Below are 15,884 nucleotides of genomic sequence, written 5' to 3'. Positions count from 1 at the left end.
CGGCGCAGCATCACCCGCCGAAGGTTCCACTGCAAGGGAGGTGGCACAGGTGGATCCGTCGTTTGGCGGCATTGCCGCCGGCCGTTCGCCGCGCTATCTCAGGCGACCCGTTGCCGGAGCCTGCCATGACCGAAATCGTCACCGCCGCCATGCTCGTCATCGGCGACGAGATTCTGTCCGGCCGCACCAAGGACAAGAACATCGGCCACCTCGCCGACATCATGACGGCGATCGGCATCGACCTGAAGGAAGTGCGCATCGTTGCGGACGAGGAAGACGAGATCGTCGCTGCGGTGAATGCGCTGCGCACCCGCTACAGCTATGTCTTCACCACCGGCGGCATCGGGCCGACGCATGACGACATCACCGCCGATTCCATCGCCAAGGCCTTCGGCGTGCCGTGCGAATACGACGCCAGGGCCTACGCCCTGCTGGAGGCAAGCTATGCTGCCCGCGGCATCGAATACACCGAAGCGCGCAAGCGCATGGCGCGGATGCCGCGCGGGGCAGACCACATCGACAACCCGGTGTCGGTTGCGCCGGGCTTTCGCATCGGCAACGTCCATGTCATGGCCGGCGTGCCGGCGATTTTCCAGGCGATGCTCGACAATGTCGTGCCGACATTACGGGCCGGCACCAAAATGCTGTCGGCAACCGTGGAATGTCCGTTCGGTGAAGGCCTGATCGGCGGCCCGCTGGGCGACATCCAGAAGGCGCATCCGGATACGATCATCGGCTCCTACCCGAAATATGGCGATGGCAAATTCTGGACGGAACTGGTGGTGCGCGCCCGCAGCCAGCAGGCGCTGGACTCCGCGCGCGCCGACGTAGAGGTTATGGTGGCGGGCCTGACCAAGGCAAGCAAGGTGGGCTGATCGGCAGGCGTGACGGAACCAAGCATCGCGCCGTGACGTTTGTCACGAGTGGGATCGCCGAAAAACTGAGGGATTGCCCATGCGCTTCAAGACCATTGTCGCCATATTGCAGAATGAACAGGACGCCGAGCGCGTTCTCGACTGCGCGATCCCGCTGGCCAGCCGGTTCCAGAGCCATCTGATCGGCATTCATGCCGAGGCGCTGCCCGTGCCCTACACCTCGGCCACCGGCTTTCCGGACACCGAGTTCCTGCAGGTTTCGGCCGACATGAACCGGGAGCGCGCCGAGAAGTTGCAGGCCGCCTTTCACAAACGCGTCGAGAATTCCGGCCTGTCGTTCGAGTGGCGCAGCCTCGAGAGTTTTTCCGGCGACAGTGCGCTGACCGGTATCTCGACCGTTCGCACCGCGGATCTGATCATCGCCGCGCAGCGCGAATCGAGCGGCGATCCGAGCGCCGACGTCGACACGCTGGTCTACGATGCCGGCCGGCCGGTGCTGGTGGTGCCGCATTCGGGTCCGCTGGTCACCAGCTTCAAGCACGTGCTGCTCGCCTGGAACGGCAGCAAGGAGGCCGCACGCGCGGCCTTCGATGCCCTGCCCTTCATCATCGAGGCCGAGAAGACGGACATCGTCGTCATCGACCCGCCGGATACGCTCGAAGAGGCGCCGGAAACGGCCGGCGCCGAGATCGCCGCCTCGCTGTCCAGGCACGGCGCGACCGTCAGCGTCTCGGTGCTGAGGTCCGGCGGCGCCTCGGTCGACGACATCATCCAGACCAGGGTCGCCGAATCGGGCGCGGACCTGCTCGTGCTCGGCGCCTACAGCCATTCCTGGCTGCGCCAGCTGCTGTTCGGCGGGGTGACGCGAACGGTGCTGCGCACCGCGCCGGTGGCGGCTTTCCTGTCGCGGTAAGTTCATAGAGATCACGGGTTGGACAATCGCTTTGCCGCGCCCTTGCCAAGGCCAAGCCTTTCCAGTTAATTCCGCCCGCATTCCATAGTGTCTGCGCGCGATGCGCGCTTTGCGGAGTGCGCGAAATATGTCCCTGCCCGAAAAAGCCTTCCCGGTCTCCTGGGACCAGTTCCACCGCGATGCGCGCGCGCTCGCCTGGCGGCTTGCCGGCGCCAACAAGGGGCAATGGAAGGCGATCGTCTGCATCACGCGCGGCGGCCTGGTTCCGGCCGCCATTATTTCGCGCGAGCTTGGCATCCGCATCATCGAGACGGTCTGCGTCGCGTCCTACCACGATTATACCAGCCAGGGGCAGTTGCAGGTGCTGAAGGAGGTCACGCCGGCGCTGCTCGCCGATGACGGGGCTGGCGTGCTGATCATCGACGACCTCACCGACACCGGCAAGACGGCCGGCATCGTGCGCGCGATGATGCCCAAGGCGCATTTCGCTACCGTCTACGCCAAGCCGAAAGGCAGGCCGCTGGTCGACACCTTCGTCACCGAGGTCAGCCAGGACACCTGGATCTATTTTCCCTGGGACATGGGCTTCACCTACCAGAAGCCGATCGCCGACGACCACGCCGGCTGATTCGCGGCACCGCCGCTCATTGCAACCAGCCCGCCCAAGGCATCATCCGCAGCCGAGAAATGCCGACTTGATGCTCGCGCGGCCGCCCCATTTGGGCGAGACCGGCGCAAATCGGCAGAATCTCGCTGGTCCATGAAACATTTTTTACTTTTATTGCTTATAATTAGCCGTAAGATTCATGAGACGGCAAATGATTCTGGAAGCTGGGGCAAGCTTCTCCGATGTTGACGAGGCCAACGACGCACAACCATCTGGCCGAAAGGGTCCAGCGACTCTTCGGCGCGGTGCCGTCCCGCCTGCAGGTTGCAGCGTTGCCCTGGCGCGATAGCGGGGACGGCGTCGAAATCATGCTGATCACCAGCCGCGATACCGGCCGCTGGGTGCTTCCCAAAGGCTGGCCGGAAGCGAAGGAGCCGCTTTGCGAGGCGGCGGCGCGCGAAGCCGGCGAGGAGGCCGGGCTGCGCGGCACGATCTCGCATCACGAGGCCGGCCGCTATTTCTACGCCAAGGTGCTGGATTCCGGCGAGGAAGTGCCGTGCGAGGTTCTGGTGTTCCCGCTGCAGGTCGACAAGGTCGCCGACCGGTGGAAGGAAAAGCGGGCACGCACCCGCAAGTGGGTCAGCGCCGCCGAGGCTGTGGGCATGGTGCATGAACCGGACCTTCGCCAGATCATCGCCCATTTCTGCGCCGATCCACGCCGGTTCTCCTGAGCCCGAGCGGCGCATAGCCGCGGTCAGGTGCCGCGAACGCCATCGCCGAAGCACCTCCGCGCGGCGCCGAACCTTCCTCGCTGCGCTCCGCTTCTATCCCCGTTATCCACATATGTGACACACAAGATGTTGGGGTCATAAAAGCTACGCAAACGAATCCTTGACGGCGCAAAACGAGTCGCCTTTTATAGGCCATGCGCTCCTGTTGAGAGTGCGACCGGAAAAGTTTCGAGGCCGGTCTTTTTCCCGGAATATGTGCGTTTTGATCCGCATTCCCGCCTGTTTACGAGGCCGGCGAAGGCGTGGGATTTTGAAGCCTGGGGGCGAAAGGGGAGGATTGTCGGACTTGAATAAATTGTCTGTTAATACTATATTTAGTGTTTGCAGGTAGGTTCGACGCTAGATAATGTGAATTTCCCTCGACCGAGGGCGTTACAAAAAGTTTTCAGTTTTGAGGGACCCACAGGGTCCGTGAGCGCGTTGGACAGCAGCCTCGCAAGAGGTTCGACCAGCAGGGCGACGGAGACTGTGACGATGAGAGCCGGCGGTTTTCGAACGCCGGCAGACGGCGGCCATGCGCGTTTCATCAAGAGGGCAGAAATCCTCTGGGAAAAGCGCTATATGTAGACAAAAGGGACCGGACCAATGCGCATCGAGCGTCGTTTCACCAAGCCAGGGCAATCAGCTTACGCGGAGATCGAGTTCCGCAAGGCGCTTTCCGAGATCAAGAATCCGGATGGCTCGGTGGTGTTCCGCTTGGACAACATCGACGTGCCGGCGCAGTTCTCCCAGGTTGCCGCCGATATCCTGGCGCAGAAATATTTCCGCAAGGCGGGCGTTCCCGCACGGCTGAAGAAGGTCGAGGAGACGCAAGTCCCCTCCTTCCTGTGGCGCTCGGTCGCCGACGAGGCGGAACTGGCCAAGCTGCCGGAAGCCGAGCGCTACGGTTCCGAGACCGACGCCCGCCAGGTCTTCGACCGGCTTGCCGGTACCTGGACCTATTGGGGCTGGAAGGGCGGCTACTTCAAGTCGGAGGAAGACGCGCGCGCCTTCCGCGACGAGCTCGCCTATATGCTGGCCACCCAGCGCGTCGCGCCGAATTCGCCGCAATGGTTCAACACCGGCCTGCACTGGGCCTATGGCATCGACGGCCCGAGCCAGGGCCATTTCTATGTCGACCCGTTCACCGGCAAGCTGACCAAGTCGAAGTCTTCCTACGAGCATCCGCAGCCGCATGCCTGCTTCATCCAGGGCGTGCAGGACGACCTCGTCAACGAGGGCGGCATCATGGATTTGTGGGTGCGTGAGGCGCGCCTGTTCAAATACGGCTCCGGCACCGGCTCCAACTTCTCGTTCCTGCGCGGCGAAGGCGAAAAGCTGTCGGGCGGCGGCCGCTCGTCGGGGCTGATGAGCTTCCTCAAGATCGGCGACCGTGCCGCCGGCGCCATCAAGTCGGGCGGCACGACGCGTCGCGCCGCGAAAATGGTCATCGTCGACGCCGATCATCCCGATATCGAGGAATTCATCGACTGGAAGGTCAATGAGGAGCAGAAGGTCGCCTCGCTAGTCACCGGCTCGAAGATCGTCAAGAAGCACCTCGAAGCGATCATGAAGGCCTGCATCAACTGTGAAGGCAATGGCGACGATTGCTTCGACCCGGCGGTCAACACCGCGCTGAAGCGCGAGATCAAGGCGGCCAAGAAGGACGCGGTGCCGGAGAACTACATTTACCGCGTCATCCAGTTCGCCAAGCAGGGCTACACCTCGATGTCGTTCAAGACCTACGACACCGACTGGGATTCGGATGCCTATCTCACCGTTTCCGGCCAGAACTCCAACAATTCGGTGTCGCTGAAGGACGATTTCCTGCGCGCCGTCGAGCAGGACGGCGACTGGCATCTCACCGCCCGCAAGGACGGGAAGGTGCTGAAAACGCTGAAGGCGCGCGATCTCTGGGAAAAGATCGGCTATGCCGCCTGGGCGTCGGCCGATCCGGGCCTGCATTTCAACACGACGATGAACGACTGGCACACCTGCGCCTCGGCCGGTGCGATCCGGGCGTCCAATCCGTGCTCGGAATATATGTTCCTCGACGACACCGCCTGCAATCTGGCCTCGATCAACCTTCTGCCCTATCGCAACGCCGACGGCACCATCGACATCGCCGCCTACGAGCACACGGTGCGGCTGTGGACCATGGTGCTGGAAATCTCCGTCATGATGGCGCAGTTCCCGTCGAAGGAGATCGCCAAGCTTTCCTACGAGTACCGCACGCTCGGCCTCGGCTACGCCAATATCGGCGGCCTGCTGATGACCTCGGGCATTCCCTATGATTCCGACGAGGGCCGCGCCATCTGCGCCGCCCTCACCGCGATCATGACCGGCACCGCCTATGCCACTTCGGCTGAAATGGCCGCCGAGCTCGGCGCCTTCCCCGACTACGACCGCAATGCGCAGAACATGCTGCGCGTCATGCGCAACCACCGCCGTGCTGCCTATGGCGACAGGGACGGCTACGAGAAGCTCGCCGTCAACCCGGTGCCGCTGGTCGCCTCGGATCTCAGGCAGCAAGAGCTTGCCGACCATGCCAAGGCCGCCTGGGACCGCGCCATCGAGCTTGGCGAGGAGCATGGCTACCGCAACGCGCAGGCAACGGTGATCGCCCCGACCGGCACGATTGGCCTGGTGATGGATTGCGATACCACCGGCATCGAGCCCGACTTCGCGCTGGTAAAATTCAAGAAGCTCGCCGGCGGCGGCTATTTCAAGATCATCAACCGTGCGGTTCCGGAAGCGTTGCGCACGCTTGGCTATTCCGAGAGCCAGATCGCCGAGATCGAGGCCTATGCCGTCGGCCATGGCAATCTCAACCAGGCGCCTGCCATTAACCCCGGCTCGCTCAAGGCAAAAGGCTTCACCGACGACAAGATCGCGGCGCTCAATGCGGCGCTGAAGTCGGCCTTCGACATCAAGTTCGTCTTCAACCAGTGGACGCTGGGCGCCGAATGGGTGAAGGAGAATTTTGGCTTCACCGATGAGCAGCTCAACGATTTCTCGTTCGAGATGCTGCCGGCGCTTGGCTTTTCGAAGAAGGACATCGAGGCCGCCAACATCCATGTCTGCGGGGCGATGACGCTGGAAGGCGCGCCGTTCCTGAAGGCCGAGCACCTGCCGGTGTTCGACTGCGCCAGCCCGTGCGGCAAGATCGGCAAGCGTTCGCTGTCGATCAACAGCCACATCATGATGATGGCGGCGGCGCAGCCCTTCATCTCCGGCGCCATTTCCAAGACCATCAACATGCCGAACGACGCGACGGTGGAAGACGCCAAGGGCGCCTACATGCTGTCGTGGAAGCTGGCGCTGAAGGCCAACGCGCTCTATCGCGACGGCTCGAAGCTGTCGCAGCCGCTCAACGCCTCGCTGCTCGCCGATGGCGAGGAGGACGAGGACGAAGCCGTCGAGCAGCTGATCGCGGCACCGGCCGCGCAGCGCGCCGTTCAGGTGACCGAGAAGATCGTCGAGCGCGTCGTCGAGCGTCTCTACCGCGACCGCGAGAAACTGCCGAACCGCCGCAAGGGCTATACCCAGAAGGCGGTCGTCGGCGGCCACAAGGTCTATCTCAGGACCGGCGAGTTCGACGACGGCCGTATCGGCGAGATCTTCATCGACATGCACAAGGAAGGTGCGGCCTTCCGGGCGATGATGAACAACTTCGCCATCGCCATCTCGCTCGGCCTGCAATATGGCGTGCCGCTCGACGAATATGTCGAGGCCTTCACCTTCACCAAGTTCGAGCCGGCCGGCATGGTGCAGGGCAACGACGCGATCAAGAACGCCACGTCGATCCTCGACTACGTGTTCCGCGAACTGGCTGTCTCCTATCTCGGCCGCCACGATCTCGCCCATGTCGACCAGTCGGATTTCGACAAGACTGCACTCGGACGCGGCATCAACGAAGGCAAGGCGACGCCCTTCTCCAAGGGTCTCACCCGCGGTGCCTCGCCGGTCAAGCTGGTGTCGGGCATGGGTGCGGAGCCCAAGGGCTTTGCCGGCGCGGGCTCCGGAACTCCGTCCCGTACCGCCCCAACCGCCTTCTCCGGCTCCAACGTGCTGACGTTGAAGCCGGCCAGCGACGAAGCCATCGCCTACAAGCGCGACTACGAGGAGCGCGCCAGGGAACTGGTCGAGGACATCGTCTACGCGGAAGCGTCTGATCCGACGGAGCTGTTCACCGACGAGGCGGCGAAAGAAGCAGCCGAAGCCAAAGCGCTCGCCGCCAACCGGCGCCAGCAATCGCTGATGCAGGGCTACACCGGCAACGAATGCTCGGAATGCCATAACTTCACGATGGTGCGGAACGGGACGTGCGAGAAGTGCGATACTTGTGGGGCTACGAGCGGGTGTAGCTGACCTCGAAATTCTAACTCGTTGGACTTACAAGCCGGGCATAAACATGCCCGGCTTTTCTATTTCAGCAATTCGGAATAGATTGAAATGTTGGAAGATTGGGGGGAAATATGCGTGTACTAGGAATTGAGTTTAATGCCAGTTTCTTGAATTACGTCCTCTTGGACGTCGGCGAAGAAAATACAGAAATCCTAACCGTTAACAGACTGACCCTTGCTGCTACTCGATCAAAAGACGCCCTGAAGGCTTTCCAGGCAGCAGTACAGTCGATGTATAACGTTACCAAACCAGACCGAGTGGCTATTAAAACGAAACCGGAGAGGGGTGCCATGAGCGCCGGAGCTGCTTCTCTCAAAATGGAAGGAATTGCGTTGGCGAACGCTCCCTGCGAAGTAGAGTTCGTTTCTGCTCAAAAAATTGCAAAGCTCGAAATCTCTCCCCGCCTCGTCAAGAAATACTTAGAGCCTGCCTACAAGGCAGCTGCCTCACATAAACAGAAATAGAAATTTAATGTATCCCGAAGAGGTTGCAGCGGCACTTGAGCAACTTCAGGCTCACTACCGAGACATTGAAGCGCATCCGGAAGGATCCAACGGCTACGTATTCTTTGCCGTCAATCGAGTGACTGCAGTACCGGTAGCTATAAAATTCTATTTCGGTGCACCAGGAGAACGAAGACACGACGAACCAAACCTCTTGGCTCAGATACAATCTCCAAATGTCATTCCGATACATAACGCCCAAAATATATCCGACGAGTGGGCTTTCTTTGTAACACCACGCCATGTGGGCGGTACGCTCGACGCAGTGATCCAATCTCGTCCATCCGCGCATCGTGCAATTGATATTGCTTCCGGCATCTGCAACGGCGCGAGTGCTATTCACGCCAACGGCTTGATCCACCGAGATCTAAAACCCGCCAACATCGTGTCGGACGGCGGTATTCCGCTAATAGCCGACTTCGGAAGCGTCAGGCGGCTGGCCGAGGGAGAAGCAGACCTGCCGGCGTCCGGACACAGCGCCCTCTATCGTCCGCCCGAATCTTTCGAAACTGGAAGATACAGCTTGCTGGGCGACATTTATCAGATTGGGTTGGTGACTTACCAGCTTCTCGGCGGCAACCTTCCGTACGATCCAATGGCATACTTCAACAAGAAAGATTTTAAGGAATACGTTGAGCTCTCGGACGATTTTCAGAAGTCGCAGTTCCAGGACGGCGTGATCCATCGCCGAGCGGCATCAAGGGAACTCATGGACTTGAGAACCCTCCCACCGTGGGTACGGGGTATCGCAAAAAATGCCCTTCGTTCGATGACTCATCCCAACGTCAGCCAGCGGCTCAAGAATGCCGCTGATGTCGCGGCGGTCCTCACTCGCGTACGAGCCGACACGCTCGATTGGCAATGGGCCGATAATGTTGCAAGGCTTGAGCTTGCAGACCGCATCATAGAACTCCGGCGTACCGCCAATGGGCTTTATGAACCGCTGCAAGCGAAGGAAGGCCTGTTTCGGCGCATACCGTCGACGCCCAATGCGCCGCTTGGTGCATTGGTTGCCCAGGTAGTCTGATCAGCTTGGAGCCGACCGCCCTTACTCCGCCTCCGCCACCATCTGCCGTCCGCCAGTCCAGTCGCGCCACGCCCTCTCGTCGCCGTGGAAGACGTTGAGGTCGATGCGGCCTCTCACGCCGTGCGACAGGCCGGAGCCGGAATATTGCCAGAACAGCCATTTGCGGCCGGGATAGACTTTTGACGGGTGCGCCGCCACGGCGCGCAGCCAGAATGGATAATCGGGGAAGGCGCCGCGCAGGTTGTCGCGGTAGAAGTCGGGGGCGGTGTAGATGATCGGGCGCTGGCCGTAGTAGCGCTCGAGCTTGTCCATGAACACCTGCATCTTCTCCAGCACCTTTTGCCGCGACGGGCGGCGCTTGCAGCTGGATTCGCCGTTCCACTCGACGTCGATCACCGGCGGCAGCGCGCCCTCGACCCTCGGCACGTTGCGGATGAACCAGTCGGCCTGCTCGCCGGCGGTGCGGCACCAATAGAAGAAGTGGTACGCGCCGCGCTTGAGGCCGGCGGCGTCGGCATTGCGCCAGTTCCTGGTGAACATCGGGTCGAGATGGTCGCCGCCGTCGGTGGCCTTGATGTAGGCGAAATTGGCGCCCTGGGCGCGCAGCTTTCCCCAGTTCACATTGCCCTGCCAGCGCGAAACGTCGACGCCGTGGACGGCGAGGCGTCTGGGCGATGATGCCTTGCCGAAATTGATCGGCTTGGCATCGCGAAAACCGTAGCGCGTGACCGGCTCGGCAAGCATCGCTGGTGCTGCGCGTGTCGGCCGCTTCGGCGGCGATACCAGGGCAATTGGTTCGGCCGGCGGTTCGATGCTTTGGTCGGGCGCCGCCAAAGCAACCGGCTGCTCGTCCTGCTCCTGTTGCGCGAAGGCGGGCGCGGCGTCAGCTATCGCTGCCGAGGCGATCGGCGCGGGTGGCCGCACAACCGAGCTGGTGGTCTCGCTGGACGGCACTTGCAGCGCATCGACGCTGGAGGTCGACGTGCAGCCGGCAAGGCACAGCGCTGCGATCGAGAAGATGACGACGCCTGATAACCGCATCTGGACCTGTACGCAAAACACAACAGACCGAAGGCAGGACAACGCCGCCGGACAAACCAAGCTGGATTCCTAACAAGAAACTACCAACAAAGTTTGAATCGAATTGTTAGGGCTCTCGTCGAGACGTCGGCGGGACGGAGGCGCGCTATCCCTCCAACGTTTGGCCATGTCGCTGCCTCCGCTTGACAACTCATGGCATGAGATTAGTCTCTACTAATCTTACGGTGTAAGGCACTACTTGGGAGGAAGTTATGCAGCCCGCCGCCCTGTCAGAATTGCAGCCCTTAGTCACGCCGGAGCCACGCTCGCCCGCCATCGGGATCGACGAGATATCCGGCGATCTCAGCCGCGTCATCGAACGCGCTGAGGTCGATGCCTGGCTCGATCTCTATCGCGCCGCCCCGGCAGACTTTGCCGCAAGGCAAGGCCTAGCCATCGCCGAAGAGGGCGATCTCGTCTGGACCACCTGCACGACGATCCCGTTCATCCATTTCAACTGCGTCAAGAACCTTGGTGTCGATAGCGCGGCCACCGAGAGCCGGCTCGATACGCTTCTGAGGCATTATCGCGACGCCGGCATTCTGCGGCCCTGGTTCTACACCAACCCACACACCGAGCCCGCGACGCTCAGCTGCTGGCTCGAGGCGCGCGGCCTGCAGCGTCAGGGAGGCTGGGAACGCATCTTTCGCGACGCCACGCCGTTGCCAGCGGAGCCGCTTTTCCCGACGGAGGATGTCTCGGTCGAGCGGGTGACGCCGGCAACGGCAAGGGAATGGGCTGGGTTCATCGACAGCCAATACCGGTTGCCGACCTCACCGTGGTTACTGGCGCTGGCCGGCCGGCGCGGCTGGCGCCATTACATGCTGCGGCGGGACGGCGCGGTGGCGGCGGTGCGCTCGATGTTCATCGGCGCCGACGGCATGGCCTGGAGCGGCATCGACGCGCCGGTGCCCGGCATCATGGCGCCGAGCTTCGATCTCGATGCAATGCTCGGCGAAGCGATGGTGCGCGACGGACTTGCGGCCGGTGCAAAACTGTTCGTGGCCGATATCGAGGCGCCGCAAGCCGAACGCGACGGGCCGGCCTATCGCAACTATGCACGTCTCGGCTTCAAACTCGCTTATTTCCGCAGCCATTACAGTTATTTGCCGGCAAATTCCGGCTAACCGCTTCAAGACCCTAGCCGCACAGCCACAGCTTGTGGCAGGTCGTGGCCATCAGGTGGGCCGGCGGTACAAAACGATCGTTGACCGCCACATCATCGTCCGCCCGGCGGACCTTTTCTTCGAGCAGCGTGCGAAGTTCTGCCGGTTGCACGCGGTCGCGCTCCATCACCAGCTTGATCATCGGATCGCTCAAGAGTTCGTCCAGGGTGTTGATGCTGTCGTTCATTCCGTCGCCTCCTCGACTGCCGCCCGCACGCAATAGATAGGCAGCAATGATGGCCCGCCAATGACGCTTTGCCGGCTATCTCGTGTCGCTTTGGATTAAATTTTGTCCAGATTTCACCTCAAACCGGAGGTGGCGCGCCTTCATATTGCGGCAGGCCGTCGTCGATCTGCACCCAGGGCTGCTTCGAGGCGGTCCAGATATGCATCTCGGGCCTGAACACTGAGGGGTCATCGAGCGAGCCGGTGGTGACGCCGATGATGCCGGCGGAATCGCGCCGGGAAAACATCGTCGTGCCGCAGCGCGGGCAAAAGCCGCGCTTGAGATCGGGCGAGGAATTCACCATCGCCAGCGGTCCGTCGACCGTCACATCGTCGATACGGAACAGCATGCGCGCGTTGAAGGCGGCACCCAGCGCCTTCTGGCACAACCGGCAATGGCAGACGCGCTCATTGATCGGTGCTGCCTCGGCGCGGTAGCGCACCGCGCCGCACAAACACCCGCCCTGATACCCAGCCATCGCCCGTTTCCCTGCCTGTGAGGATAGGCGGCATACCTATCGATAGGCGCGGTAGCGTCAATTGAAAAGCTTTGATGGCGCCATCTATAGCTGTGATGCGACCGATACACGACTGGCCGATGCGCCGCGCCAAGGCCTCATTGACGAAATGCCGGCCGTCTCGCGGGAGACGGCCGGCAGACAATTGACTGCGTGTCAGTTCGTTTCGTTGACGACTTCGTCCCAGGTCTTGACCTTGGTCTCGCCATTGAGGAACGGCAGCGCGGCAGCTGTGAGCTCCGGCGCGAAGAACACATCGTAGTGGGTGCGGTTCGGCACGATCGCCAGGCGGTTCTGCGACAGGTTCTCGCGCATCCAGCCGGCGTCCTTCAATCCGCCGCCGAGCCTCTGGTAGAATTTGATCTCGTGCTCGGGCCGGTACATGTCGCTGTCGCCGAACACCAGCATCACCGGCATTTTCAGCTTCGGCACGTCGGCGGAATAATCGTAGTCCTTGCGCATATAGGCGCCAAGTTGATCGAGGAGTTTCGGAAAATCCTCCGGATGCGGCGCAACGGCGACGTAGGATTTGTACATCGGCGTGTCCTTCATCATGTCAGCCATCGCCGCGCCGACCTGTGCCTGCTGGCCACGCATCTCGGCATAGAAGCCGTCCGCGGCGTAGGGGGTCGAGACCAGCACCAGCCGGCGCACCGCCTCGGGATGCTGCACGGCCATGCGGAAGGCGACGCCGCCACCCAGCGAATAACCCATGACGTCGACCTTGTCGTAGCCGAGCGCCTTGACGATCGCCGCCATGTCGTCGCCCATCGCCTCCAGGCTGAGCGGCCGGTCGCCGAGTGCGGTGCGGCCATGGCCCTGCAGGTCGACGCCGATGACGGTGCGGTTTTCGGTAAGCTTCGGCAGGATCGGCGCGAACATATCCGTCGTGCCGAGCCCGCCATGCAGCAGAAGCAGCGGCTCGCCCTTACCATAGACGGCGTAATAATAGTTCAAACCGTTGATCGGCAGCAGGCCGGATTTTTCCGGCTTCGGCAATGTTGCGGTTGCGGTCGTCATGGCGGGCTTGGCCTCCTCAGCGTTGATGGTGCCCGGCGCCGCAAACAGCGCGGCGGCCGAAGCGAAAATGGCGAAAAATATCGATCTGGACATGTCAGTCTCCCTCTCCCGTTTGCATCAAAGTCGCTTTGCGACTTCCTCGAGCTGTTCGGCGCACTGGCCCCAGCCCTCGTGAAAACCCATTTTCTCGTGCTGTTCGCGGTCGGCGACCGACCAATGCGCAACCCGGGCGACGTAGCGGGTCTTGCCCGTGCCCTCGTCCTCGAGTGTCACAATGCCGGTCATGAACGGTTTGGCGGAAGGCTCCCACGCCTTGGTATAGGCATCGGTGAAGACGAGCTTCCTGCCCGGCACGACTTCGAGGAAGACGCCGGGGTTCGCAAACTCGTTGCCGTCGGGACCGGCCATGACGACCAGGCTGGTGCCGCCGGCGCGAACGTCCATCTCAGCGCGCGGCGTCGTCCACGGCTTCGGCGCAAACCATTGCGTCAACAGCTTCGGCTCGGTCCAGCAGCGATAGACGTTCTCGCGCGGTGCATCGATGATGCGGGCGAGAACCAGCTCGCGGTCGGAGTTGGGGGCGATGTCGAGCTTGGTGGTCATGGTGTTTCCTCACATGTCGGGTTTGGCTTTCGTGTCTAGGACGAACCGACAAGACGCAAGCCGACACGGTCCACGAGAAAAAATCCGCGGAACCGGAGATTCGAACGACGGAACCGAGTGGCTTCAGTGGCGCTTGGCTTGCACCAGATAGGCGTCGATCTCAGTCTCGCCGAGCCACTTGGCCGCTTCGAGCCGATGCAGGCCTTCGACCAGGATATGGCGCTTGCCGTCATGGCGCACCTGGATCGGCGTATTCATGCCGTTTTCCAGAATGTCCTCGGCAAGATGGCGGACGGTCTCGGGATGCAGCGTCTTCTTGCGCGCGGTCGGCACGTAAATGTCGTTGACCCTAACCTTTTGCACTCTCAGCATATCGGCTCCCGTGGCGGACAAGGCCGCGTTTTGTGAGATAGTCTGTTTGTCCGGCAAGGCCAAGGGAGCAGCCCGGCGATGACTGGCCCGATCGTTTCCAATTGACGCTTGGCCGGCGGATGGCCGAAATGGCGGCCTTCGACCTTAGCGGTGTCCATGAACCATCTGCCGACCGAGTTTCCCGATTTCGGACTGACGCCGGAGCAGCGACGCCAGGCGGTGCGCAGCCATTACTGGGAATGGCCGGGTATGGATGGCGGGCGCGGCGAAATCTGGTGCTACAGCGACCGTTTTTCCTACCACCCCGGCGAGATGGTGGCGCTGCATGTCAGCTCGACGGCCGCCAGTTTCGGCATCGCGATCGTCCGCGACGGCGGTACGGAAACGACGATATTCGAAAGGACCGGGATCGCGGCGCGCTGGCAGGATACGCCTGATCAGTGTTCGGTCGAGGGCTGCGGCTGGGAAGCATCGTTCGAATTTTGCATCGGCGACGACTGGCCGTCCGGCGCCTATCGCGTCACGCTTGAAGCCGACGCTCGCGACGGCAAGCCGATCCGCTACCACCATCTTTTCATCGTCGCGCCGCAGCCCGGCAAGAAGCTTGGTCGCGTGCTGCAGGTCGCGGCCACCGGCACCTGGCTCGCCTACAACACATGGGGCGGTTCCAACCATTACGAAGGCATCACCGGGCCAGGCCGCGACCAGTATGCACGAATAGTGTCGACGCAGCGGCCTTGGTGCCGCGGCTTCGTCGTGCTGCCCAGGGACGCGCCGCGCGTGCCGCTCGAAGTCGCCGTGCCGCCGAAAACCGTGCCGCGCTATCCGCATATGGAATGGGCGTTTGCCACCGGCCATTCGAAGAAATACGCCTCGTCCGGCTGGGCAAGCTATGACAGCCATTTCTTCCGCTTCGCCGAGCGTGCCGGCTACGCCGTCGATCTTGCCAGCCAGCACGATCTGCATTTTTCGCCCGACATTCTCGACGGCTACGACTGCGTCGTCTTCGTCGGCCACGACGAATACTGGACCTGGGAGATGCGCGATGCGGTCGACACCTATGTCGAGCGCGGCGGCCAAGCGGCGCGCTTCGCCGGCAATTTCATGTGGCAGACCAGGCTGGAGGACGAAGGCCGCCGGCAGGTCTGCTACAAATACCGCGCTCGCGCAGAGGACCCGGCCTATCGCGGCGGCGATATAAGGCGCGCCACCAATTCCTGGGAAGCGCCGGAAATCGGCCGGCCGGGTGCGGCGACCTTCGGCCTCAACGCGACAAGAGGCGTCTATGCGGGCTGGGGCGGCTGCGCGCCGCGCGGCGTACGCGGCTTTCCGGTCTACCGGCCTGAGCATTGGGCGTTTGCCGGCACCGGCATCTACTATGGCGACCTGCTCGGCGCCGACAGCCATGTCTATGGCTACGAGGTCGACGGGCTCGATTTCGAGATCCGCGGCGGCCTGCCCTACCCCACGCCCGACAGCGGCGCACCGGACGGCCTGCAGGTGCTCGCGGTCGGCATGGCTGCCCAGGTCGAGGAAAGCGCCGACATTCCGTTCGAGGACCAGTTCCTCGGCGACGAGGACGGTCGCTTCACCGCCGAAACGCTGTTCGGCGAGGCAAGCGACGCCAATCTCGACAAGGTCAAACGCGGCAACGGCATGATCGTCAATTTCCCGCGCGGCAAGGGCGAGGTGTTTCACGCAGGAAGCTGCGAATGGGTCGCCGGCCTGCTAAGGCAGGACGCGATGGTCGAGCGCGTCACCAGAAATGTCCTCGACCGCTATCTTGGAAAGCCATGAC

The 15,884-nt window shown here is 62.2% G+C and carries 15 protein-coding genes; 9 read left to right on the top strand and 6 right to left on the bottom strand.

Going from position 1 to position 15,884, the window contains the following annotated elements; genetic code table 11:
• The first annotated feature begins 125 nt into the window (after positions 1 to 125).
• The 7 genes from NKI50_RS19525 to NKI50_RS19495 all read left to right on the top strand — a co-directional run bounded on the left by NKI50_RS19525 (position 126) and on the right by NKI50_RS19495 (position 9,102).
• Positions 126 to 875 (top strand): competence/damage-inducible protein A, encoded by a 750-nt coding sequence (locus NKI50_RS19525; RefSeq protein WP_352481143.1) that lies wholly within the window; start codon positions 126 to 128, stop codon positions 873 to 875.
• Positions 876 to 954: 79 nt separating this feature from the next.
• Positions 955 to 1,788 (top strand): universal stress protein, encoded by an 834-nt coding sequence (locus NKI50_RS19520; RefSeq protein WP_023717430.1) that lies wholly within the window; start codon positions 955 to 957, stop codon positions 1,786 to 1,788.
• A 127-nt stretch (positions 1,789 to 1,915) separates the two neighbouring features.
• Complete coding sequence (gene gpt, locus NKI50_RS19515) at positions 1,916 to 2,416, top strand: xanthine phosphoribosyltransferase (RefSeq protein WP_352717344.1); 501 nt, start codon at positions 1,916 to 1,918, stop codon at positions 2,414 to 2,416.
• Between the two features lie 221 nt (positions 2,417 to 2,637).
• A complete protein-coding gene (locus NKI50_RS19510) occupies positions 2,638 to 3,126 on the top strand; it encodes an NUDIX hydrolase (RefSeq protein ID WP_254817682.1) in 489 nt (162 codons plus the stop codon).
• 645 nt (positions 3,127 to 3,771) lie between these two features.
• Positions 3,772 to 7,536, top strand: coding sequence for a vitamin B12-dependent ribonucleotide reductase (locus NKI50_RS19505; protein WP_352641147.1), 3,765 nt, complete (start codon positions 3,772 to 3,774; stop codon positions 7,534 to 7,536).
• Positions 7,537 to 7,643: 107 nt separating this feature from the next.
• Entirely contained in the window at positions 7,644 to 8,036 is a 393-nt protein-coding gene (locus NKI50_RS19500) for a DUF3010 family protein (protein ID WP_352641145.1), read from the top strand.
• Between the two features lie 7 nt (positions 8,037 to 8,043).
• Complete coding sequence (locus NKI50_RS19495) at positions 8,044 to 9,102, top strand: protein kinase domain-containing protein (RefSeq protein WP_352717341.1); 1,059 nt, start codon at positions 8,044 to 8,046, stop codon at positions 9,100 to 9,102.
• A gap of 21 nt (positions 9,103 to 9,123) precedes the next feature.
• On the opposite strand, the gene NKI50_RS19490 is transcribed toward NKI50_RS19495, so the two are convergent.
• Positions 9,124 to 10,143 carry a glycoside hydrolase family 25 protein gene (locus NKI50_RS19490; protein ID WP_352641141.1) on the bottom strand — a complete coding sequence of 340 codons (1,020 nt, stop codon included), beginning with the start codon at positions 10,141 to 10,143 and terminating at the stop codon, positions 9,124 to 9,126.
• Positions 10,144 to 10,394: 251 nt separating this feature from the next.
• On the opposite strand from NKI50_RS19490, the gene NKI50_RS19485 reads away from it, so the two are divergent.
• The gene (locus NKI50_RS19485; RefSeq protein ID WP_352641139.1) at positions 10,395 to 11,309 is read left to right on the top strand and encodes a hypothetical protein; all 915 of its coding nucleotides are present in this window, start codon (positions 10,395 to 10,397) and stop codon (positions 11,307 to 11,309) included.
• 13 nt (positions 11,310 to 11,322) lie between these two features.
• Here the strand turns inward: NKI50_RS19485 and NKI50_RS19480 are convergent, their stop codons facing one another.
• From NKI50_RS19480 to NKI50_RS19460, 5 genes are all read right to left on the bottom strand, one after another.
• On the bottom strand, positions 11,323 to 11,535 hold the full coding sequence (locus NKI50_RS19480) for a hypothetical protein (RefSeq protein WP_023717422.1): 213 nt from the start codon (positions 11,533 to 11,535) through the stop codon (positions 11,323 to 11,325).
• Between the two features lie 118 nt (positions 11,536 to 11,653).
• Positions 11,654 to 12,052: a GFA family protein gene (locus tag NKI50_RS19475; protein WP_023717421.1), complete on the bottom strand. Its 399-nt coding sequence runs from the start codon at positions 12,050 to 12,052 to the stop codon at positions 11,654 to 11,656.
• 195 nt (positions 12,053 to 12,247) lie between these two features.
• Positions 12,248 to 13,204 carry an alpha/beta fold hydrolase gene (locus tag NKI50_RS19470; protein ID WP_352641137.1) on the bottom strand — a complete coding sequence of 319 codons (957 nt, stop codon included), beginning with the start codon at positions 13,202 to 13,204 and terminating at the stop codon, positions 12,248 to 12,250.
• A gap of 24 nt (positions 13,205 to 13,228) precedes the next feature.
• A complete protein-coding gene (locus NKI50_RS19465) occupies positions 13,229 to 13,714 on the bottom strand; it encodes an SRPBCC family protein (RefSeq protein WP_023717419.1) in 486 nt (161 codons plus the stop codon).
• Between the two features lie 123 nt (positions 13,715 to 13,837).
• Entirely contained in the window at positions 13,838 to 14,086 is a 249-nt protein-coding gene (locus tag NKI50_RS19460; protein ID WP_023717418.1) for a ParB N-terminal domain-containing protein, read from the bottom strand.
• 156 nt (positions 14,087 to 14,242) lie between these two features.
• Between NKI50_RS19460 and NKI50_RS19455 the strand changes: the two genes are divergently transcribed.
• Positions 14,243 to 15,883, top strand: a complete 1,641-nt coding sequence (locus NKI50_RS19455) for a N,N-dimethylformamidase beta subunit family domain-containing protein (protein WP_023717417.1) — start codon at positions 14,243 to 14,245, stop codon at positions 15,881 to 15,883.
• Position 15,884: the final 1 nt, after the last annotated feature.

Source organism: Mesorhizobium sp. M0563 (genome assembly GCF_040321065.1).
Classification (GTDB): domain Bacteria; phylum Pseudomonadota; class Alphaproteobacteria; order Rhizobiales; family Rhizobiaceae; genus Mesorhizobium.
This window is presented reverse-complemented; position numbering and strand designations above follow the sequence as displayed.